This window comes from Wenyingzhuangia heitensis (assembly GCF_011762155.1).
GTDB lineage: Bacteria > Bacteroidota > Bacteroidia > Flavobacteriales > Flavobacteriaceae > Wenyingzhuangia > Wenyingzhuangia heitensis.
In genome coordinates this window covers 118,260-140,671 of record NZ_JAASQL010000006.1, presented here as the reverse complement: position 1 = coordinate 140,671, position 22,412 = coordinate 118,260, and the positions used below count along the sequence as shown (strand labels likewise).

The window sequence follows — 22,412 nt, the reverse complement described above, 5'->3', positions numbered from 1 at the left end:
TGAAAGTAGAAAATTCTTTAAAACGCAAGAGACTAAAACATTAAATAACATCAAGCCTATGGTTCGTTTAGGGTTTGAGTACAAAACAGAAGATGCAAAAGTGTACCACAGACAATTGGTAACTGCATTAGAAGGAAATACGTTGGCTAAAGAACTAGGAAAAGATGCTTTTATGTTTGACTATTACAACAATGATGCATATTGGATCGTAGAAGATGATATCGATCGATTTATCATTACCAGTGTTCCTTATGTAAGTGAGAGTTTAGAATTACCCATAGGAGTTGTATTAGAGAGTGAAAGAGAGGTTACTTTTAAAATAGACGATGTACAAGATTTGTATAACGATGTATATTTATTAGACAAGCAAGAAGCTACGGTAAACAAGATCAGTACCACTGAAAGTTACACAACCATGGTAAGTTCAGGAGAGCACCAAGACAGATTTAGTTTGGTTTTTAAGGAGAGTAAAAATTTAGATACGGATTATATAGACAACACAACAAAATCAGTGATTTATATTCAAGATAAAGTGATGAATGTTGTTGTGGAACAAGGAAATATTCAGCAAATAGATTTATATAATTTAGCGGGACAAAAAATAATAACTAAAACAAGTACAATAATCACCAATAATTCGACTATCAGTTTAGAAAGTTTGGCAGAACAATTGTATGTAGTTAAAATAGTTACAGGTAGTGGTAGTTTTACACAGAAAATAGTTTTAGAATAAAAATAGAATGATCCAGAGAATATTAATTTTTGTTACCTTATTATTAGTTTTAGACCTGTATTTGCTTACAAGCTTCAGGAATTATTTTACAAATAATACCATTAAGCTAGGTTTTAAATGGTTTTATGTTTTAAGTATGCTAATAAGCTACGGCTGTTTTACTTTAATTTTATTAAGATTTGATGACAGACCAACGCAAGGAAATATTTTAATTAATTTATGGTTTGGATACACTTTTGCATTTATAGCATTAAAGATAGGAATGTTTTTAACGGCAGCTTTTGATGATGTTGTAAGAGTTATTGAATTTGTAGGAAAATCAATTTGGAGAGTTTTTCTTAGCTCTAATACCGAAGTGAAATTCAGTGATAGAAGAAAATTTATTGGTCAAGTAGGATTAGGTCTGGCTAGTATTCCTTTCTTATCCATGTTATACGGAATTACAAAAGGAAAATACAATTACAAAGTAAAAAATATTGCTTTGTCATTTAAAAACTTACCGGCTTCTTTTAATGGTTTAAAAATAGTTCATATATCAGATATACATTCAGGTAGTTTTGATGATATAGATGAAGTAAAGCACGGAGTAGATTTAATCAAACAACAAGAAGCAGATTTAATTTTGTTTACAGGTGATTTGGTGAATAATGATGCTGTAGAAATTGTTCCTTACAAAGAAATGTTTAAAGAAATGACAGCTCCATTAGGAGTGTTTTCTAGTTTAGGAAATCATGATTATGGAACACATAAAAGATGGAACAATGCTGATGAAAAGAAACAAAATTTATTGAATCTTTTTCAACATCAAAAAGATATGGGGTTTGATTTGTTAAACAACAGAACCCATACAATTACAAAAAATGGAGAAGAGTTAGATATAGTTGGAGTAGAAAATTGGGGGAAACCTCCTTTTCCACAAATAGGAGATTTAAGCAAAGCTTTAGAAGGAACCAATCCAGAAAACTTTAAAATATTGCTTTCTCATGATCCTACACATTGGGATGAAAAAGTAATTCCACACAAACAACATATAGATTTAACCTTATCTGGCCATACGCACGGAATGCAGTTTGGAGTAGAAATTCCAGGTTTTAAATGGAGTCCATCAAAATATATATACAAAAGGTGGGCAGGATTGTATACCAATAATAAACAACATTTATATGTAAATAGAGGTTTTGGATTTTTAGGTTTTCCGGGTAGAGTTGGTATTTGGCCAGAAATTACCATAATTACATTACATCAAGAAAGTTAATATGGATGTATTTCATCAAAGGGTAAAACATTGGTATCAAAAATCTAAATTAGCCTTAAAAGGAAGAAAGTTTAAGGAAAAAGAGCTCTTAAAAAGATATCATTTGTTAGAGCATTCAGAAAAAAATCCAGATTTTAACATAAATATGATTAATGTTTGTGGTGTTTATGAAATAGTTGGGGGAAACCCAGAGATTAAAGATAGCTACTACACAGGTTTACTTCATATAGATTTAATGAGCAACCAAATAGAAGCAAGTTGGTTAATAGAAGGAGAACAACACCAAACAGGCTATGGTTTTGTGTTTAATAACACATTAATCATCCATTTTAGTTATATGTCTGATAGAGAATTGTATAATGGAATTGTTGCTTATGAATTTTTAACATCAGATATAGTTGTTGGTAAATGGACAGAAGAAATAGCCATAGAAAATGCTTTTGAAATGGGAAGAAAACTAACACCAAATGAATTAGGCGAACCATCTCCAGAAGACTTTTTTAGTGCCAACTAAAATCAACTTATTATAAAGACTACATTAACAATAGGGTTAAAAGAATTAATAAACAATTTTAATTCATATTTTCTAACTTCTTTTGATTACTTTTGCGCTTTAAATTTAAAGTGCAACCATGCAAGAAATAAGAAACATTGCTATTATAGCCCACGTTGACCACGGTAAGACTACTTTGGTAGATAAAATTATTGATCAAGCTAAAGTTTTAGACGAACGTAAAGAACGTACAGACCTATTATTAGATAACAATGATTTAGAGCGTGAAAGAGGAATTACAATTCTTTCTAAAAACGTATCTGTTCAATATAAAGGAACAAAAATCAACGTAATTGATACTCCTGGCCATGCCGATTTTGGTGGTGAGGTAGAACGTGTATTAAAAATGGCTGATGGTGTTTTATTATTGGTTGATGCTTTTGAAGGACCTATGCCACAAACTCGTTTTGTATTAGGAAAAGCACTTTCTTTAGGATTAACTCCTATTGTTGTTGTAAACAAAGTTGATAAAGAAAACTGTACTCCAGATATCGTTCACGAAAAAGTATTTGACCTAATGTTTGCTTTAGAAGCAACAGAAGAGCAATTAGATTTTACTACGGTTTATGGTTCTGCAAAGAACAACTGGATGAGTACAGATTGGAAAAACCAAACTGAAGATATTGTACCTTTATTAGATGCAGTATTAGAGTCTATTCCTGCAACAAAATACAATGAAGGAACTCCACAAATGCAAATTACTTCTTTAGACTTTTCTGCTTTTACGGGTAGAATTGCTATTGGACGTATTTTCCGTGGAGATTTAACTGCTGGTAAAGACTACATGTTGTGTAAAGCTGATGGTTCTACTAAAAAAGTGAGAATTAAAGAATTACACGTTTTTGAAGGAATGGGTAAAGTACAAGTTGAGACTGTACGTTGTGGAGATATTTGTGCTATTACTGGTGTTGAAGGATTTGAAATTGGTGATACAATTGCTGATTTAGAAAATCCAGAAGCATTACCAAGAACTGAAATTGACCAACCTACTATGAGTATGTTGTTTACTATTAACAACTCTCCTTTCTTTGGTAAAGAAGGTAAATTTGTTACCTCTCGTCATATTCGTGATCGTCTGTTTAAAGAATTAGAAAAAAACTTAGCATTAAAAGTTGAAACGACTGATAGTGAAGATAAATTTAACGTTTTTGGACGTGGAGTTTTACACTTATCTGTATTGATTGAAACAATGCGTAGAGAAGGATATGAATTACAAGTAGGTAGACCACAGGTAATTATTAAAATGATTGATGGTAAGAAACATGAACCAATGGAAACATTGTCTATTGATGTACCAGAAGAAGCTGCTTCTAAAGCAGTAAACTTAGTTTCTTTGCGTAAAGGAGACTTAATGATAATGGAACCTAAAGGAGATTTACAACACTTAGAATTTAACATTCCATCCCGTGGATTGATTGGTTTAAGAAATAAAATCTTAACTGCAACTGCAGGTACAGCAATTATCAACCATAGATTTAGTGAGTATGGTCCTTATAAAGGAGATTTTACTGAAGAGATAAAAGGAGCAATCATTTCTTCTGCAGCAGGTAAAGCAACTGCTTATGCGTTAAACCGTTTACAAGATAGAGGTAAGTTTTTTATTGATATTAATCAAGAAATTTACATTGGTCAGGTAATTGGAGAAAACAGTAAGTCAGATGATATGTCTGTAAACTTAATTAAAGGTAAGCAATTAACTAACATGCGTAAATCTGGTACAGATGAAGCGATGAAAATTGCTCCAAAAGTAGATTTTTCTTTAGAAGAAAATATGGAATATATCAAAGCTGATGAGTACTTAGAAGTAACTCCAGAAAGCTTAAGAATGAGAAAAATTAATTTTAAAGCTTAATTTTCCTTAATCATAATACATACAAACTCCTTCAAGTAATTGAAGGAGTTTTTTTATACATTCGTTTAAACAAATATATTTATAAATGAGATTATTACTTTCTTTATTATTAGTGTTTCAATTAGCTGCAAGTCAGGTTATCAAAATTGAAAATAAAGTAAAATTATCTAAAAAAGTAGAAGAAACTTCTGGTATTGTTTTCGTGGACAACGAACTGTTAACGTTTAATGATTCTGGAGGGAAACCAGAATTGTATGTTTTGAATTCAAAATCAGGAAAAATAAAAAGAACCATTAAAATTACCAATGCAACCAATTTAGATTGGGAATCGATTACTCAAGATGAAAATTACATTTATATTGGAGATACTGGAAACAATGCTGGAAATAGAAAAAACCTGGTTGTTTATAAAGTAAATAAGGCTGATGTAAAGAATAAAAATAAAGTAAAAGCAGATAAGATTTATTATGCTTATGAAGATCAGCGTAATTTTAAAGCAGCAGATCACGCTCATAATTTTGATTCTGAATCCATAACAATTTATCAAAATCAATTGTTAGTTTTTACCAAAAACTGGAAAGATTTTAAGACTAATATTTATACAGTTCCGACTGATAAAGGAACTTACATTGCTAAAAAAGTACAATCTATCAATATTAACTGTTTGTTGACTTCATTAGATTATAATCCCCAAAAAAATGCGTTAATAGGTACAGCGTACAACAAAGATTATCAGTCTTATCTAGTTCTTTTTAAAGACTTTAATTTAGAGCAGTCCTCTTTTTTAAAAATTAAATTAACTCCGTTATTAAATTATGCAAATCAAGTAGAAGCTATTGCGTGGAAAAATAACCATCAAGTATTTGTAACTAGAGAGGCTTCTAAAAAAAAGCTGAAAGGAAAAAACTACAAACACAAACAAAAGTTGTTTCTGCTTACTTTACCAGATTAATGTATTTTTGTAGTCTAAACCATTTAATGTGTCTAAATTTTCTAAACTAGTACAAAAACAAAAAGAAAATCAATCTTCTAAAAAACATCGGTTTAATTTAGAAGCCAGAACCAACGCGAATAGGGAAGTGGTGCTGTGTTCTTGCGGCTCTAATAAATCTTACAAAGTTTGTTGTGGTGTATTTCATCAAGATATTTTAAAAGTACAAACGCCACTAGAGTTGATGAAGTCTAGATACACAGCTTATGTTTTAGCGGATATTGATTATTTGTTAAAAAGTCATCATTCATCAACTAGACCTATAAAAGAAGCTGATGAAATTTTACAATGGACAAGGTCTATTACATGGTTAGGCTTAGAAATAGTAGCTGCTCCTAAACCTACAAATAAGGAAGGATTTGTAACTTTTAAAGCTCATTTTTTAGAAAACGGAATTAAAAACAACATTACCGAAAACTCTAGGTTTGTAAAAGAAAATGAACATTGGGTTTATATTGTTGGTCAACACTCTTAAAACTGAATATTATGGCACAGACAGGAAGTGATAAAAACACTAAAAATAAATCTAAACACAGTAAACTTATGGATCGAAAGAAAAATAAAATACGTGAAAAGGAACAAGCTCACAAAGACAGACTTAAAGCTTTAAAAGAGCAGATAAAGTCTAAACAATAAAAAAATCAGAAACAGAGTGTGCAATAAACTCTAATTTCTGATTTCTTGGTAAATTTCATTCAACCTAAATTTACTTTGCTAAGATATAGTTTTTCAAATAAAAACTGACAAAAAACAGTTTTTATTTTTTTAGCAAGGATATTCATTTTTAGCAATAGCTACAGCAGCTATTTCTTTTTTAAGAGCTACAATATTAGGATAGTTTTGATATTTGGTAAAACGTTTTAATCCCATTAATAACATTCTTTGTTCATCACCTTCTGTAAAAGAAATAATAGCTTCTTTTCCTTTTCTGTTAATAGTTTCTACCGCATTAAATAAATTTAATTGCGTCATAGCTATTTGCAAACTCGTTTCTTTTTCTGATGTTTTGGCCGCTAATTTTTCAGTTTTTAACAAAGTAGATTCAGCCATGTAAATTTCTATTAGAATTTCTGCAGCACACAACACAATTTCTTGTTGCTTTTCTAAGTCCATTCCAAATTTTTCTACAGCTTTACCAGCAATCATTAAAAATGTTTTCTTTAGCTTATTTAAAACTTCCTTTTCCTCAGAAAATAAAATACTGTAATCAGGAGTTTCAAAAGAAGGAATTGCCATTAAATCATTTGCTACAGACATTGCAGGAGTCATTAAGTCTATTTCACCTTTTAAAGCCTTTTTCATTAGCATACCAATGGATAGTAGTCTGTTTATTTCGTTGGTACCTTCGTAAATTCTAGAAATACGAGCATCTCTCCACGCACCTTCCATTGGTGTATCTTCAGAGAATCCCATTCCTCCATAAATTTGCAAACCTTCATCGGCATTAAATTGACCTACTTCAGATCCATAAACTTTTAAAATGGCACATTCCAATGCAAAATCTTCCACCCCTTTTAATTCTGCATTTGCATGAGGCATTCCTTTAGAAATTAAAGCATCAATTTTGTTTTGAATATCTCCGGCTGCTCTGTATACACCACTTTCTGTTACAAAAGTTTTGGTACACATTAAGGCTATTTTTTCTTGAATAGCTCCAAAATTAGCAATAGATGTTCCAAATTGTTTACGTTCATTTGCATAATTTACTGCGTTGTTTATAATTCTTCTACTAGCATCTAAACAAGCTGCAGCCAATTTAATTCTACCAATATTTAAAATATTTAAAGCTATTTTAAATCCGTTTTGTCTTTCTGACAACATGTTCTCTACAGGAACAACTGTTTCATTATAAAAAACTTGTCGGGTAGAAGAAGCTCTAATTCCTAATTTTTTTTCTTCTTCTCCCATGGTAATTCCATTCGGATTCTCTTTGTCATATTCAACAATAAAAGCCGTTAAGTTTTTATCATTTTCAATTCTAGCAAATACAATCATCAAACTACAGAAGCCTGCGTTAGAAATCCACATTTTTTGACCAGAAATTTTATAGTGTGTTCCATCATCAGACAATACTGCTTTTGTTTTTCCAGAATTGGCATCAGATCCTGCACCTGGTTCTGTTAAACAATAAGATCCAAACCATTCTCCTGTAGTTAATTTAGGAACGTATTTTTGTTTTTGTTCTTCGGTTCCATACAATACAATAGGCATGGTTCCAATACCTGTATGTGCACCAAATGCTGTAGCAAAAGAACCGGTAGCTCCAGATATATAGTCACAAACTAGAATTGTAGACATAAAAGACATTCCCATTCCTCCATAATTTTCGGGAACAGCAATACTTAAAAACCCCATTTCTCCAGCCTTTACCATTAACTCTTCGGTAAAAGCATAATCTTTTTTCTCAAAACGTTCTTTATGTGGCCAAACTTCTCTATCAATAAATTCAATTACAGATTCTTTCATCATAGATTGCTCTTCTGTAAAATCTTCTACAATAAAAACATTGTTAGCGTTTGTTTCTTTAACTATAAATTCTCCTCCTTTGATTGTATTTTTCATGCTCTTTATTTCTTTTTAATTTTAAACTTATTTTTATCTGTTTAAAAAAGATTATTTTAAAAATTCATAAATTCCTGCTGCCCCTTGTCCTGTTCCTACACACATAGTCACAATACCATATTTATTTTTCCGTCTTCTCATTTCGTTAATAAGCTGAACTGATAATTTTGCACCTGTACAACCCAAAGGATGTCCTAAAGCAATGGCTCCACCATTTACGTTTACAATATCTGGATTAACACCAAGTTCGTTAATAACGGCTAAAGATTGTGATGCAAAAGCTTCGTTTAATTCCATTAAGTCAATGTCTTTTAAACTCATTCCTGCTCTTTTTAGTACTTTTGGTACAGCTCTAACAGGACCAATTCCCATAATTCTAGGCTCTACACCCACAGCAGCAAAAGAAACCATTCTGGCTACAGGTTCTAAATTTAATTCTTTAACCATTTCTTCGCTCATTACAATTACAAACGCTGCACCATCACTCATTTGCGATGAATTTCCAGCAGTAACAGACCCTTTATTAGCAAAAACGGGTCTTAGTTTTGCTAAAACTTCTAAAGAAGTATCTTTTCTAGGGCCTTCATCTTGAGTGATAGAATAATTTTTAGTTTGTTTTTTACCCTCATTGTCTATAAAAATTTCTTCTATGTTGATGGGAACAATATCATCTTCAAATAAATTATTTACTTGTGCTTTTAAAGCTTTTTGATGTGAGTTAAAAGCAAAGGCATCTTGGTCTTTTCTAGATATTTTAAATTGTTCTGCTACAGCTTCTGCAGTCAATCCCATTCCCCAATAATAGTCTTCGTTACCTGCTTTGGTTTCTTTGTAGTTAGGGGAGGGTTTGTATCCTCCCATAGGAATATAAGACATGCTTTCTACACCACCTGCAATAATACAATCTGCCATTCCTGATTGTATTTTGGCAGCAGCTATTGCAATGGTTTCTATTCCAGAAGCACAATAACGGTTTACAGTCATTCCTGCAACATCGTCAATTTTTAAGCCCATTAAAGAGATTAAACGTCCCATATTTAAACCTTGTTCAGCTTCTGGCATTGCATTCCCAACAATTACATCATCAATTCTAGTTTTATCTAGCTCTGGAGTTTTTTCTAATAAATATTCTATAGTTTCAGCGGCTAGCTCATCGGGTCTTTTAAAACGAAAGATACCTTTAGGTGCTTTTCCTACTGCGGTTCTGTATCCTTTAATTATATATGCTGTTTTATTCATTAGTATTGAGTTTTTAGATTCGAGATTTTAGTGAACTTTGAAAGCTGTAAATCATTTTTTGGATTTCAGTACATAATCCTATAATATCTGTTAACTTATTTTGTTTGATAAAATTTAATTCATGACATAATATTAATTGAGTTTGTAGCTCATAAACAGAACCATTGGCAATGCCTAGAAAGTATAAGAATTCATTGTTAGAATTTCTTCCAGCTCCTTCAGCTATATTTGATGCTACTGATACAGAACTTCTTTTTATTTGACTGATTAAACCATATTTTTCATCCTGTGGAAGGTTTTCAGTTATCTTGTAAACTCTTTTACTAAGTTCTATAGATTTTTGCCAAATTTTTAAATTCTCTATTTTATGCATTTTCTCAAAATCTAATATCTATTATCTCATTAACAGAAACCTTTAGTTTCTTAACGGTTTTCCTGTTTTAAGCATATGCTGAATCCTTTCCAATGTTTTCTTTTCTCCTAATAGCGATAAAAAGGCATCACGTTCTAAATTCAATAAATACTGTTCAGAAACATCTGTGGGTTCAGATAAATCTCCACCGGCCATTACATACCCTAACTTATTGGCTATTAGTCTATCGTGTTCTGATGCGTATTTTCCTGCTACCAAACTATCGGCACCTACTTGAAACATTCCTAATACTTGTTGTCCTAACACTCTAACTTTTTGAGGTGTTGGCTTTAAGTATCCATCATCTAATAACTGAATGGCATGTTTTTTTGCTGTTGCTATTTGTTGATGCTCATTAACTACAACCAAATCTTTATGTGGTGTATAATAACCTAAATCAAAAGCTTCGTGTGCTGATGTAGCTACTTTTGCCATGGCAATATTTATAAAAGCATCACGCATTCTATTTAACTTCACATCATCTTTTAAAACGGCATCAGAAACTCTTTTGGCCATTTCTTTGGTACCACCACCACCAGGAATTACTCCTACACCAAACTCTACTAAACCTGTGTAAGTTTCTGCAGCAGCTATTACTTTATCGGCATGTAAACTTAATTCACATCCTCCTCCTAAAGTTAATCCTCTTGGTGTGATTAGAGTAGGGCAAGAGGAATAACGCATTCTCATCACGGTGTTTTGAAAGTATTGAATAGCAAAATTTAGTTCATCATACTCTTGTTCTATGGCTAACATAAAGACCATGGCTAAGTTTGCACCAACAGAAAAATTAGTGGCTTGGTTTCCTAAAATCACAGCATCGTATTCCGATTCTGCCAAATCAATCCCTTTGTTAATTGCTTGTAATACGCCACTACCTAATGTGTTCATTTTAGATTGAAATTCTACATTTAACACTCCATTTCCTAAATGTTGTATAGAAGCTTCTGAATTAGACCAAATTGTTTTGGTTTCTCTAATATTGTTTAGAATAATAAAGCTGTCTTGACCAGGTATCTTCGTAATTTCTTTTGAAGGAATATTGTGAAAATATTTTTTACCTTCTTTAACAATGTAAAAGGATGAGTTTTTAGAAGTGTTTAAGTCATCAACCCAAGTAGCGTAAGACAAGTTCTCTGCTTTAATCAATTCAATTCCTTTGTCTATACCTATCGCATCCCAAATTTCAAAAGGTCCGTGTTGCCATCCAAAACCAGCTTTCATGGCATCATCTATTCTGTATAATTCATCAGATATTTCTGGAATTCTATTACTTACATACGCAAACAAAGCTGCAAAGGTTTTTCTGTAAAAAGTACCTGCTTTGTCTTGTCCTGTTATTAGTACTTTAAATCTGTCAATTACATTGTCTATTGTTTTGGTTGCATTTAAACTGGTAAAACTTGCTTTTTTTGAAGGATGATACTCCAAAGTGTTTAAATCTAAAGCTAGTATCGATTTATTTCCTTTTTCATCTACATGTTTTTTATAAAAACCTTGTCCACTTTTGCTCCCTAAGCAGTTGTTGTCTAACATGGTTTGCATAAAAGAGGGGAGTTTAAATAACTCCACAGCTTCATCGTATTTACAATTGTCATACAAACCTTTGGCTACGTGTATCAAAGTATCTAAACCTACAACATCTACTGTTCTAAAAGTGGCAGATTTAGGTCTACCAATAATAGGTCCTGTTAATTTGTCTACTTCTTCTACAGACATGTCTAAATCTTTTACAATATGTAACATGCTCATAATCCCAAAAATTCCAATTCTGTTTCCTATAAAAGCAGGAGTATCTTTAGCTAAAACGGTTGTTTTTCCTAAAAATTTAGAACCAAAATTCATTAAAAAATCTACAACTTCAGGTTTACAATCCGGACCAGGAATTATTTCGAATAATTTTAAATACCTAGGAGGATTAAAAAAGTGACTTACTGCAAAATGTTCTTTAAAATCTTGAGAACGACCTTGGTTCATATATTGAATTGGAATACCCGATGTGTTACTTGTGATAAGTGTTCCGAGTTTTCTATGCTTTTCAATTTCTTCAAATACTTTTTGCTTAACGTCTAGTCGTTCTACAACTACTTCTATAATCCAATCTACTTCTTTAATTTTAGAAATATCATCTTCTAAATTTCCAGTAGTAATTCTATCTGAAAACTTTAGATTGTATAATGGTGCAGGGTTGGATTTTAGGGTCTTTTGTAAATTGGTATTTACAATTCGGTTTTTTACCAAAGGATTGTTTAATTCTAAACCTTTGGCAGTTTCTGCTGCATTTAATTCTTTTGGGGCAATGTCTAGCAGTAAAACTTCTACTCCTATGTTTGCAAAATGACATGCAATACTAGATCCCATAATTCCAGAACCAATAACTGCTATTTTATTAATGTTTCTTTTCATATTTAAAAAATTAACTTTTTATCAATTAACTCATGAATTGTTTCTGTAATTACTTTAAAGGTTTCTATTTGTTTTGCTGTCAAATTTTCTTCAACAGTTTTATTGAATTTAACGACTAGTTGTTTGGAAATTTCTCTTTGTTCTTTTCCTTTATCAGTAAGTTTTATGAGTACACTTCTTCCGTCTTCTGGATTTTTTTCCCGGTAAATTAACGCTAGTTCTTCCATTCTTTTTAAAGTTCTAGAAAGGCTAGTAGCTTCAATTCCCATTTTAGGACCTAAAAGGGTAGAGGGAGTTCCGTCTTTATAGTCTATACATATCAATACAAAGCCAATAGTCATTACACTATTTCGTTTTAAGGCTTCTTCGTTGTACATTTTATTAATGGATTGCCATGTACTTCTAAATAAATAATCAAAGGGTGTTGTTTTCATAGACTTAAATATATTAAAAAATAAGTTATGCATGCACAATATGTAGTTAAAAAATAATTAAATTGTTAAGTAATTAACGTTTTAATTAACAAATTCTTATTTATAACAGTAAAATCAATGATTTAGTTTGTTTTGTGAAATGAATTTTATAGTTTTTTTGATAGAGAAAAGTAAAAAAGATACTAGGCAGTATTATTTTATTTTTAAATATTCCAATCAACATATCCGTATATATACCTAACATTATAATATCTTTGAAACTGCAAATTAAAGAAAAGCAGTAATGCAAGAAATAATTCTGGATATACAGAACTTACATAAATCCTATGGTTCTAAAATGGCTCTAAAAGGAGTTTCTCTACAAATAAATAAAGGAACTATTTATGGATTAATAGGTCAAAATGGAGCGGGTAAAACAACACTTATTAGAATCTTAAATCAGATTATAGAAGCAGATCGTGGAAACGTTTTTTTTAACGGAAAACCCTTGACTGCTAGAGATATTAAAACTCTTGGTTATTTACCCGAAGAAAGAGGTTTGTATAAAAACATGACCATTGAAGAACAAGCTCTTTATTTTGGTCAGTTAAAAGGAATGACAAAAATGGAGGCTAAAAACCAATTGAATTATTGGTTAGATCGTTTTGATATTACCACTTGGAAAAATAAAAAAATTCAAGATTTATCAAAAGGAATGGCTCAAAAAGTACAGTTTATTATTACTGTACTAAACCAACCTAATTTGTTAATTTTAGATGAACCTTTTAGCGGGTTTGACCCTCTTAACGCTCAATTAATAGCAGATGAAATTAAGAATTTAGCCCAACAAGGAACTACCGTAATTTTTTCATCACACAGAATGGAGTCTGTGGCGGACATGTGTGATGCTTTAAGTTTAATTCATAACGGAGAAATTATATTACAAGGTTCTATTTCAGAAATTCAGAAGAAATATGCCAAAGAAATTTATGAAATTCATTTGGTAAATACCCATAAAGAACAACTTGCTACTTTTTTAAACAATAACGCATATAGTACACTAATAGTAGAAGATAATAAGCAAGAGTTAAAATTAGAAGTTACTAAAGTGACCACAGAAAGGAACTTATTGCAAGATATTTTAAAACTTGGAGAGTTAAAATTATACAAACAATACATTCCTAGTCTTCAAGAAATTTTTATAAAAACAATAGAAAATGCATAAGCTATTATTAATTATAAAAAGAGAGTTTTTAACCAAAGTAAGAAGTAAAGCTTATTTGGTGTTAATTTTCTTAAGTCCTTTGTTAATGTTAGGTATGTTTGCAGCTATTTTTTACTTTGCTAGTAAAGAGGAAAAAGCAAAAGACAATCAGATAACGTTATTAACGATCACGACTCCAGAAATCAATCAGGATATTTACAAACAACACCCTGCTATTTATATTGAAAAAGGTAGTGCCGTTTCTTTTAAACAAGCCATACAATTGGTAGATGATACTAGTTATAATGGATTGATTTATGCAAACCCTGCATTAAAGATTATGGAAATTTATGGAGATAAAAATATTCCGTTTCTATCTTTAAAATCTATTTTAGAAAAACATAAAAGAAACTATTTGTTACATCAAAATAAGATTGATGAAGCGGTTATTACTCAACTATCAAATATGACTCCTGTAAAGATTACACACAAAAAGGAATCAGAAAATGAAATTAAAAAATGGGTGAAAGGTACAGTTGCTGTGGGAGCGGGTTATTTGGTAATGATGTTTGTTATTATTTACGGAAACTCAGTAATGAGAAGTATAATAGAAGAAAAAAACAGTCGAGTTATAGAGATTATGATCTGCACCGTAAAACCTTTTCAACTCTTATTAGGTAAAATTATAGGGAATGCTTTGGCAGGATTGTTACAATTCTTTATTTGGGGATTTTTACTGCTAATAGGTTTGTTTTTAATAGAATCTAGTTTTCCATCAACAGGGGGAGAAGCAGAAAAAATAGCACAAATTTTTACCGTTATTTGGGATATTAATTACGTGCAAATAGGGATTAGTTTTGCCTTTTTCTTTTTAAGCGGATATTTATTATATAGTAGTTTTTATGCATCGGTAGGAGCTGCTGTAAATAGCGAAACAGATACCCAACAATTTGTACATCCTATATTGTTGCCCCTTATGTTTGCTGTATATATTGGTATTGTTACTGTGGTAAATGGCAATCCAAATGGAAGCACAGCTACTTTGTTTTCTTTTATTCCTTTTACGTCTCCAATTGTTATGTTAATGCGTATTCCGTACGGGGTTCCTACCTGGCAAATAATTTTGTCCTTGGCATTATTATTGGTTAGTTTTATTACAACCGTTTATTTAGCAAGCAGAATATATAGAATAGGAATTTTAAGCTATGGAAATAAGCCTAAAATAAAGCAATTGATTAAATGGATGTTTCAAAAACAATAAAAAACTTATGAGTAAAATATTAATTATTGAAGATGAAGATGCAATTAGAAGAGTTTTAAAACGAATTATTGCAGATGAAAATAAAGCTTATTTAGTAGAAGATGTAGAAGATGGAATTAAAGGATTAGAGTTGGTGCAAAACAATGATTATGATTTGATTTTGTGTGACATTAAAATGCCTAAAATGGATGGAGTAGAGGTGTTGGAAAAATTAAAAATACTAAAACCAGAAATTCCTGTTATTATGATTTCAGGTCACGGAGATTTAGATACTGCCGTACAAACCATGAGAATGGGAGCCTATGACTATATTTCTAAGCCACCAGATTTAAACAGATTGCTAAACACAGTTAGAAACGCTTTAGATCAAAAGCAACTAATTGTAGAAAACAGACAGTTAAAGAAAAAAGTTAGTAAAAAATATGAAATGATTGGTGAGAGTAAACCTATTGCTCACATCAAACAAATGATAGACAAAGTAGCACCAACAGATGCTAGGGTTTTAATTACTGGTCCCAACGGAACTGGTAAAGAATTAGTTGCTCATAGATTGCACGATTTAAGTGAACGCTCTAAAGCTCCTATGGTAGAAGTAAACTGTGCTGCCATTCCATCAGAATTGATAGAAAGCGAGTTGTTTGGACACGTAAAAGGATCCTTTACAGGTGCCAATAAAGACAGAGCGGGTAAGTTTGAAGCGGCCAATGCGGGAACTATTTTTTTAGATGAAATAGGTGACATGAGTTTGTCTGCCCAGGCTAAAGTATTAAGAGCTTTGCAAGAAAGTAAAATTAGCAGAGTAGGTTCTGATAAAGACATTAAAGTAGATGTTAGAGTTTTAGCTGCAACCAATAAAGATTTACGTAAAGAAATAGCAGAAGGTCGTTTTAGAGAAGATTTATACCACCGTTTGGCAGTTATTTTAATAGAAGTTCCATCTTTAAACAACCGTAGAGACGATGTTCCAGTGCTAATTCAGCATTTTATCAATATCATTGCCAAAGAGCAAGGAATTACACCTAAGTCTTTTTCTAAAGAAGCCATCATAAAACTACAAGATTACAATTGGACAGGAAACATTCGTGAATTAAGAAATGTAGTAGAACGCTTGTTGATTTTAGGTGAACAAGAAATTAGTGCAACAGATGTAGAAATGTTTGCAAGCAAATAAATAATAAACCATTAAACAAAGGCAATAAGCATATATACAATGATTGAACAAATAAAAAATATTGAAATAGGTACAGGAGTTGGTGCTGTAAAATTTGGAATGTTAAAAGCAGATGTTTTAAGCATTTTAGGAATGCCTACAGATAAAGAAGTAGAAAAAGATTTTGAAACAGGTGATGCTGTAGAAACTTGGGATTATGATAACTGTGGAATTGCGTTTTCTTTTGATGAAGAAGAAAATTGGAAATTAGAAACCATTACAATAAATTCAAGTTATTTTGAGTTAAATGGAGTGGGGCTTGTAGGAAAAGGGATCAAAGAAGTTCAAGACTTTATAGAAAAACATGAGTTAGGTGAGATGGAATTTGAAGATTATTCCACTCCAGAAAATCCAAATCATGAATTGATTGATGTAGATGAAGCAAATATGTTCTTTTGGTTTACCAATGAAATTTTACAAGAAATTCAATTGGGGGTAAAATGGGATGATGATGACAATGCATTATGGCCAGCACAGTAAATATAAATAAACTTTGTTCTCTATACGCTTTGCACTAGAGCTAACAGAAAAATAAATGTAAATACAATCATAAAAAAAGCTCCAACTAATTAAAGTTGGAGCTTTTTTATGTCTATTTAATAGGGTTTATTTCCATCCACCACCTAAGGCTTTGTACAAATCTACTACCGTTAATAATTGCTGTAATTTACTATCTACCAAATTTAATTTAGCACTTAAAGAACTTTGTCTTGCTGTTAATAAATCTAAATAAGTAGCGTATCCGTTGTTTAGCAATTCTTCAGAATTTACTTCGGCATTGCTCAACGCTTCTGCTTCATTTACTCTAAATTTAAACTTAGTGGTTTCAGCTTCATAAGCAAATAAAGCATTAGAAACTTCACTACCTGCAACTAATAAAGCTTTTCGATAATTTAATAACGCTTGTTCTTCATTGTTTTTGGCTACTTCTACCTGAGTTTTTAATTTTCTTTGATTAAAAATAGGCTGTGTAATTCCTCCAATTACATTCGTAAATATAGAGTTTGCACTTAACCAATTATCAACTGCTAAACTTTCAAAACCACCAGAAGCAGTTAAAGTTAGAGAAGGATATAAATTTGTTCTAGCTACATTCTTCAATTCAAATGTTTCCATCAAACTATATTGAGCAGATTTTACATCAGGTCTATTGCTTAATAATAAAGCAGGAACTCCAATTTCCATATCGGTATCTATAGCTTGTTTGTTTAAAACACTTCTTTTAAATTTTTTAGGGGATGTTCCCAACAATATACTCAAACTGTTTTCTAGTTTAAAAATAGCTGTTTGTAAATCTACTTTCAACGCTTCTGCACTGTTATACTGTGCTACATTTTGGTCTACAGCTACTTGTGTAACTTGTCCAGCTTCCATTAAAGCTTTAATAGTTTCCACTCCCTTTTTACGAACCTCAATAGTTTGATCGGTAATTTCTAGTTGTGAATCTAAAGCTAATAGTTGATAGTAAGTTGTTACAATTCTAGAAATTAGCTCTGTTCTAACAGCTTGTTGTGCGGTAGTAGATTTTAAATAACTAGCGTAACTAGCTCTTTTGCTACTGCGTATTTTACCCCAAACATCTGCTTCCCAAGATAAGTTTCCAGCTAAGCTATATGTCTGAATATTTCTATCAGATGACAAACCTCCAAACCTACTATTTTTAGAGATTCCTTGGTCTGTTACATTAGCTCCAAGGCTAAACGTTGGCAAATACCCTGCTTTTCCTTGTTTTAAATAAGATTCTGCAGAATTCATTTGTTTGATAGCAATTTGCAAATCAAAATTATTTTGCAATCCTTGGTTTACATATTCTTGTAAATAAGTATCCGTAAACATTGTTTTCCAAGATACATCTGCCATAGACACAGTATCCATTTCTTGTGCTGTTGTTTCATCAACCCTAAATATTTCTTTCGAAGTTTCTTTTACTTCGGGTTGTTTATAATCTTTAACAGCTAGGCAAGAGGTTAGGAGCGTAATGGCTCCTAACATCAAGACAGTTGTATATTTATTGTTTCTTTTCATGATTTAATCAATTTCGTTGTTTAACTCTATCGCAGTTTTAGATACTTTTTCTTGTAACCATTGGAATAATATAAATAGAATAGGAATTACAAAAACTCCTAAAATAGTACCAATTAACAATCCTCCAACGGCACCTGTACCAATAGATTTGTTTCCTTCAGAACCAACACCTGTTGCTAATACCAATGGCATTAATCCTAAAATAAAAGCAAAAGATGTCATTAAAATTGGACGTAAACGTGATTTTGCTCCACCAATGGCTGCATCTACAATACTTTCTCCATTTTTTCGTCTTAGCAATGCAACTTCTACAATAAGAATGGCATTTTTGGCTAACAAACCAATCAACATGATCAAAGCAATTTGAAAGTAGATATTGTTTTCTAACCCTAAGAACTTGGTACTTATATAAGCTCCAAATACTCCAAAAGGTAAAGATAATACAACAGCAAAAGGCAATAAGTAACTTTCATATTGTGCACTTAATAAGAAATACACAAACAAAATACTTAAGATAAATATAAAGGTTGTTTGGCTTCCTGCATTAACCTCTTCACGAGTTAATCCAGAATAGGCAACCGTATAGTTACTAGGTAATTTGGCTAGTTCTTCTTCAATAACTCTAATAGCATCACCAGTACTATATCCATCGTTGGTAGCTCCAGATATACTTGCTGAATTTAATAGGTTAAAACGTGTTACCGCTTGAGGTCCATAAACTCTTTCTAAGGTTACAAATTCTGTAATAGGTGCCATTTTACCAGCATTTGTTCTTACAAACATACTGTTTAAAGCATTTACATCGGCTCTGTCTTCTGGTAATGCCTGAATATATACTCTAAATTGTTTTCCAAATCTAGAAAAATCGGAAGCATAAATTCCACCAATATAACCCTGTAATGTTGAGAATATACTAGAAACATCTACTCCTTTTTCTTTAGCTAAAGGAACATTTATTTCCATTTCGTACTGTGGATAGTTGGTGTTAAAAGCAGATTGCGCATATTTAATTTCAGGATGACTCATTAAAGCCATTGTGAATTCTTGATTTGCTTTGTCTAAATCTTTGAATTCTCCTCCAAATTTATCTAATAAATTTACTTCAAAACCAGCAGAGTTACCAAAACCACGAATACTAGGAGGTGAGAAGAAAATAATCTTCGCATCTGGTACTCCAGCAGCCACACCAAATAGTTTTCCTGTAATGGCTTGTGCAGAAAGAGAAGGGTCTTCACGTTCGCTCCAATCTTTTAACTTAATAATTCCCATTCCAAAATTAGAACCAGATCCATTAATTAAACTTCTACCTTTGATAAAGTTTACAGCTACAATACCCTCAATTCCTTGAATTTTATCATATAGTTTTCTAGTCACAGCATCTGTTCTATCTAAAGATGCTCCAGCTGGTAATTCTACATTGGCAAAAATAATACCTCTATCTTCATTTGGTACAAAACCTGTTGGGGTTGTGCTTGCTGCCCAGTAAATTCCCAATCCAGCAATAATTAAAAGTATAACAGATACAAACTTGTTTTTGTATAAAAACTGAAGTGAATTTCCGTACTTATGAATGGTTGCATTAAATCCACGGTTAAATAAGGTATAAAAACGTTGTAACGGACTTTTACTTTTTAATTCCTCATCGTGTTTGTGCTCTTTTAATAACAATGCACACAAAGCAGGGCTTAAGGTTAAAGCATTTACAGCTGAAATTAAAATAGCAATAATTAATGTAACTCCAAATTGCTCATAAAATACTCCTGTTGGTCCTGTAATAAACGTAACCGGAATAAATACGGCTGCCATTACTAAAGTAATAGAAATAATAGCTCCAGAAATCTCATTCATAGCAACCAAAGTAGCTGTTTTAGGATTCTTTTCACCATCATCCATTTTAGCGTGAACAGCTTCTACCACTACAATGGCATCATCTACCACAATACCAATAGCTAGTACTAAGGCAAATAAGGTTAATAGGTTGATAGAATACCCAAAAACATTTAAGAAAAAGAACGTACCAATAATAGATACAGGTACTGCAATAGCAGGTATTAATGTAGATCTTAAATCTTGTAAAAAGATAAATACTACTAAGAATACTAATAAAAAAGCCTCTAATAAAGTATGAATTACTTTTTCTATAGATGCTCCTAAAAATAAACTGGTATCATAAGGTACAAAAACATCTAAACCATCAGGAAGATCTTTCTTTATAGTCTCTAAAGTTGATTTTATATTTTCTATAATTTCCTGAGCGTTAGATCCTTTGGTTTGGAAAATACCCATAAATACTGCAGGATTTCCTAAACTCATTGCGTTAGAAGCGTAAGACTGTGCATCTAATTCTATAGTTGCCACATCTTTTAAACGTAAAAATTGTCCGTTTCCTAAAGCTTTAATAACAATGTCACTGTATTGATTTTCTTTTTTAAAACGTCCGCTATAGGTTAAAGAATAAGAAAAAGAATTTCCATTATTTTGTCCTAAAGAACCTGCTGCAGCCTCTAAGTTTTGCTCTTTTAGTGCAGCAGTAACATCAGCAGGAATCAAATTATAAGCGGCTAATTTTTCCGGTTTTAACCAGATACGCATTGCATAATCTTGTTGAGAGAAAACACTTACATCTCCAACACCGCTAATACGTTGCATTGCAGGTATTACGTTAATTTTTAAGTAATTCTGAATAAAAGTGGCATCGTAATCATCACTTTCAGAATACATAGAAATAAACATCAACGCACTTGTTTCTTGTTTTTGTGTAATTACACCTGTTTGGTTTACCTCTTGAGGCAATAAAGCAGAAGCTCTTGCTACACGGTTCTGTACGTTTACCGCTGCAATATCTGCATCCATTTCTTGATCAAAATAAACCGTGATTTCTGCGGTTCCTGTGTTAGATGCTGTAGAGGTAATGTATGTCATACCTTCTACACCGTTTATTTGTTCCTCTATAGGAATAATAACGCTTTCTAATACGGTTTCTGCGTTTGCTCCTGTATAATTTGCTGTTACCTTAATGGTTGGAGGTGCTATATCGGGATATTCCTCTATAGGTAAACTTGTGATACTGATAACCCCTAATAAAACTATTATAATAGAGATTACAGTTGAAAGAACGGGTCTTTCAATAAATGTTTTTAACATGATTGTAAAGTTTCGGGGTTATATTAATTTTTAAACAACGTTGCAATAGGTTGTATTGCTTCTTCAAATGGAGTGTCTTGTGGAGTGATTGTCATTCCGTTTCTTAATTTATTAACTCCTGTTGTAATAATTTTATCACCTACTTTTAGACCTGATTCTACTACATATAAATTGTTTACAACACCTGCTATTTTTATCAAGGTTGCTTTTGTTTTATTGTCTTTATCTAACGTGTATATAACAATATCTTTTTGTTGTTCAAAAGTTGCAGATTGAGGCACTACTATTGCATCTTTATATGCTATAGGGAATCTAATTTTTCCACTGTTTCCATTGGTCAACAATTCGTTTGGATTGTCAAAAGTAGCTCTAATAGTAATAGTTCCTGTGCTTTGATTTATTTGTCCTGTACTAGTTTGTATACGTCCTTTTTCTGAGTATACTTTTCCATTTGCCAATACCAAACTTAAATCTGGTGCATTTTTAATACGCTCTGCTTTTGTTGTTCCTTCGTAACGTTGTAAATGATTAAGGTATTGAGCTTCATTAAAACTAAAGAATGCGTATACTTTACTTATTTCACTTACTTTTGTTAATGGAGTTGCATCAGCTGGACTAATTAAAGCTCCTTCTCTAAAGTTGATTGCTCCTACATAACCATTAATAGGGCTTTTAATAGTCGCATAACTAATGTTAGCAGATACACTGCTGTAATTTGCTTTTGCTTGTTCTAAGTTCGCTTTTGCGGTTTCTAATTGTACCGGACTAATAATTTTCTTTTCTACTAACGGAATTAATTTATTTACTTCTACTTGTGCCACGTTAATACGTGCTTTGGCAGCACTTGCATCCTGACTTAAAGATTCTGTTTCTAATTGAAATAAAACTTGTCCTTTTTTTACTTTTTCACCTTCATCTACCAATACTTTTTGAACGTATCCTGATACTTTTGCTCTCACATCACTGTTCACAATACCTTCTATAGTGGTAGGATATTCTGTATAACCGGTAACTGTTTTTTGTTGTAATTGTGCTACAGGTATTGCCGGGGGAGGTGCTACTGGGGCTGTTTGTGCTGCTTTGCTATTTCCACAACTAAACAAGGTTGCAGAGACTAATAGTAGTGCTGCTGCTTTATAAACTGAATTCATT

At 31.8% G+C, this 22,412-nt stretch carries 19 protein-coding genes; 11 read left to right on the top strand and 8 right to left on the bottom strand.

The window, feature by feature from the left end; all coding sequences use genetic code 11:
• The 7 genes from FHR24_RS14590 to FHR24_RS14560 all read left to right on the top strand — a co-directional run.
• A partial coding sequence (locus tag FHR24_RS14590; protein ID WP_167190609.1) for a T9SS type A sorting domain-containing protein occupies positions 1–733 on the top strand: 733 nt, incomplete at its 5' end.
• A 7-nt stretch (positions 734–740) separates the two neighbouring features.
• Complete coding sequence (locus FHR24_RS14585) at positions 741–1,988, top strand: metallophosphoesterase (protein WP_167190606.1); 1,248 nt, start codon at positions 741–743, stop codon at positions 1,986–1,988.
• A gap of 1 nt (position 1,989) precedes the next feature.
• Complete coding sequence (locus tag FHR24_RS14580; protein WP_167190603.1) at positions 1,990–2,502, top strand: hypothetical protein; 513 nt, start codon at positions 1,990–1,992, stop codon at positions 2,500–2,502.
• 118 nt (positions 2,503–2,620) lie between these two features.
• A complete protein-coding gene (gene typA / locus FHR24_RS14575) occupies positions 2,621–4,393 on the top strand; it encodes a translational GTPase TypA (protein WP_167190600.1) in 1,773 nt (590 codons plus the stop codon).
• 85 nt (positions 4,394–4,478) lie between these two features.
• Positions 4,479–5,345, top strand: coding sequence for a hypothetical protein (locus FHR24_RS14570; RefSeq protein WP_167190597.1), 867 nt, complete (start codon positions 4,479–4,481; stop codon positions 5,343–5,345).
• A 28-nt stretch (positions 5,346–5,373) separates the two neighbouring features.
• On the top strand, positions 5,374–5,859 hold the full coding sequence (locus FHR24_RS15765) for a YchJ family protein (RefSeq protein ID WP_167190594.1): 486 nt from the start codon (positions 5,374–5,376) through the stop codon (positions 5,857–5,859).
• A gap of 11 nt (positions 5,860–5,870) precedes the next feature.
• Positions 5,871–6,020: a hypothetical protein gene (locus FHR24_RS14560; protein WP_167190590.1), complete on the top strand. Its 150-nt coding sequence runs from the start codon at positions 5,871–5,873 to the stop codon at positions 6,018–6,020.
• Between the two features lie 129 nt (positions 6,021–6,149).
• Here the strand turns inward: FHR24_RS14560 and FHR24_RS14555 are convergent, their stop codons facing one another.
• The 5 genes from FHR24_RS14555 to FHR24_RS14535 are packed head-to-tail and all read right to left on the bottom strand — an operon-like array spanning position 6,150 to position 12,437.
• Positions 6,150–7,946, bottom strand: a complete 1,797-nt coding sequence (locus tag FHR24_RS14555) for an acyl-CoA dehydrogenase family protein (protein ID WP_167190587.1) — start codon at positions 7,944–7,946, stop codon at positions 6,150–6,152.
• 51 nt (positions 7,947–7,997) lie between these two features.
• The gene (locus FHR24_RS14550) at positions 7,998–9,185 is read right to left on the bottom strand and encodes an acetyl-CoA C-acyltransferase (protein ID WP_167190584.1); all 1,188 of its coding nucleotides are present in this window, start codon (positions 9,183–9,185) and stop codon (positions 7,998–8,000) included.
• A gap of 13 nt (positions 9,186–9,198) precedes the next feature.
• Positions 9,199–9,558, bottom strand: a complete 360-nt coding sequence (locus tag FHR24_RS14545; RefSeq protein ID WP_167190580.1) for a four helix bundle protein — start codon at positions 9,556–9,558, stop codon at positions 9,199–9,201.
• 42 nt (positions 9,559–9,600) lie between these two features.
• The gene (locus FHR24_RS14540) at positions 9,601–12,003 is read right to left on the bottom strand and encodes a 3-hydroxyacyl-CoA dehydrogenase/enoyl-CoA hydratase family protein (RefSeq protein WP_167190577.1); all 2,403 of its coding nucleotides are present in this window, start codon (positions 12,001–12,003) and stop codon (positions 9,601–9,603) included.
• A gap of 2 nt (positions 12,004–12,005) precedes the next feature.
• Positions 12,006–12,437, bottom strand: a complete 432-nt coding sequence (locus FHR24_RS14535) for a MarR family winged helix-turn-helix transcriptional regulator (protein ID WP_167190574.1) — start codon at positions 12,435–12,437, stop codon at positions 12,006–12,008.
• Between the two features lie 283 nt (positions 12,438–12,720).
• Here FHR24_RS14535 and FHR24_RS14530 point away from each other — a divergent pair, with 283 nt between their 5' ends.
• The 4 genes from FHR24_RS14530 to FHR24_RS14515 are packed head-to-tail and all read left to right on the top strand — an operon-like array spanning position 12,721 to position 16,571.
• Positions 12,721–13,641: an ABC transporter ATP-binding protein gene (locus FHR24_RS14530; RefSeq protein WP_167190571.1), complete on the top strand. Its 921-nt coding sequence runs from the start codon at positions 12,721–12,723 to the stop codon at positions 13,639–13,641.
• Entirely contained in the window at positions 13,634–14,881 is a 1,248-nt protein-coding gene (locus FHR24_RS14525; RefSeq protein ID WP_167190568.1) for an ABC transporter permease, read from the top strand. The genes FHR24_RS14530 and FHR24_RS14525 overlap by 8 nt, the downstream gene beginning before the upstream one ends.
• Before the next feature lie 7 nt (positions 14,882–14,888).
• Positions 14,889–16,052, top strand: a complete 1,164-nt coding sequence (locus FHR24_RS14520) for a sigma-54-dependent transcriptional regulator (protein WP_167190565.1) — start codon at positions 14,889–14,891, stop codon at positions 16,050–16,052.
• Between the two features lie 39 nt (positions 16,053–16,091).
• Positions 16,092–16,571 carry a hypothetical protein gene (locus FHR24_RS14515; protein ID WP_167190562.1) on the top strand — a complete coding sequence of 160 codons (480 nt, stop codon included), beginning with the start codon at positions 16,092–16,094 and terminating at the stop codon, positions 16,569–16,571.
• Between the two features lie 126 nt (positions 16,572–16,697).
• Here the strand turns inward: FHR24_RS14515 and FHR24_RS14510 are convergent, their stop codons facing one another.
• Genes FHR24_RS14510 through FHR24_RS14500 form a run of 3 tightly spaced genes read right to left on the bottom strand, consistent with a single transcriptional unit; the run spans position 16,698 to position 22,411 of the window.
• Entirely contained in the window at positions 16,698–18,116 is a 1,419-nt protein-coding gene (locus FHR24_RS14510; protein WP_167190558.1) for an efflux transporter outer membrane subunit, read from the bottom strand.
• A gap of 3 nt (positions 18,117–18,119) precedes the next feature.
• Positions 18,120–21,260 carry an efflux RND transporter permease subunit gene (locus FHR24_RS14505; protein WP_167190555.1) on the bottom strand — a complete coding sequence of 1,047 codons (3,141 nt, stop codon included), beginning with the start codon at positions 21,258–21,260 and terminating at the stop codon, positions 18,120–18,122.
• Positions 21,261–21,283: 23 nt separating this feature from the next.
• Complete coding sequence (locus tag FHR24_RS14500) at positions 21,284–22,411, bottom strand: efflux RND transporter periplasmic adaptor subunit (RefSeq protein ID WP_167190552.1); 1,128 nt, start codon at positions 22,409–22,411, stop codon at positions 21,284–21,286.
• Position 22,412 lies beyond the last annotated feature (1 nt).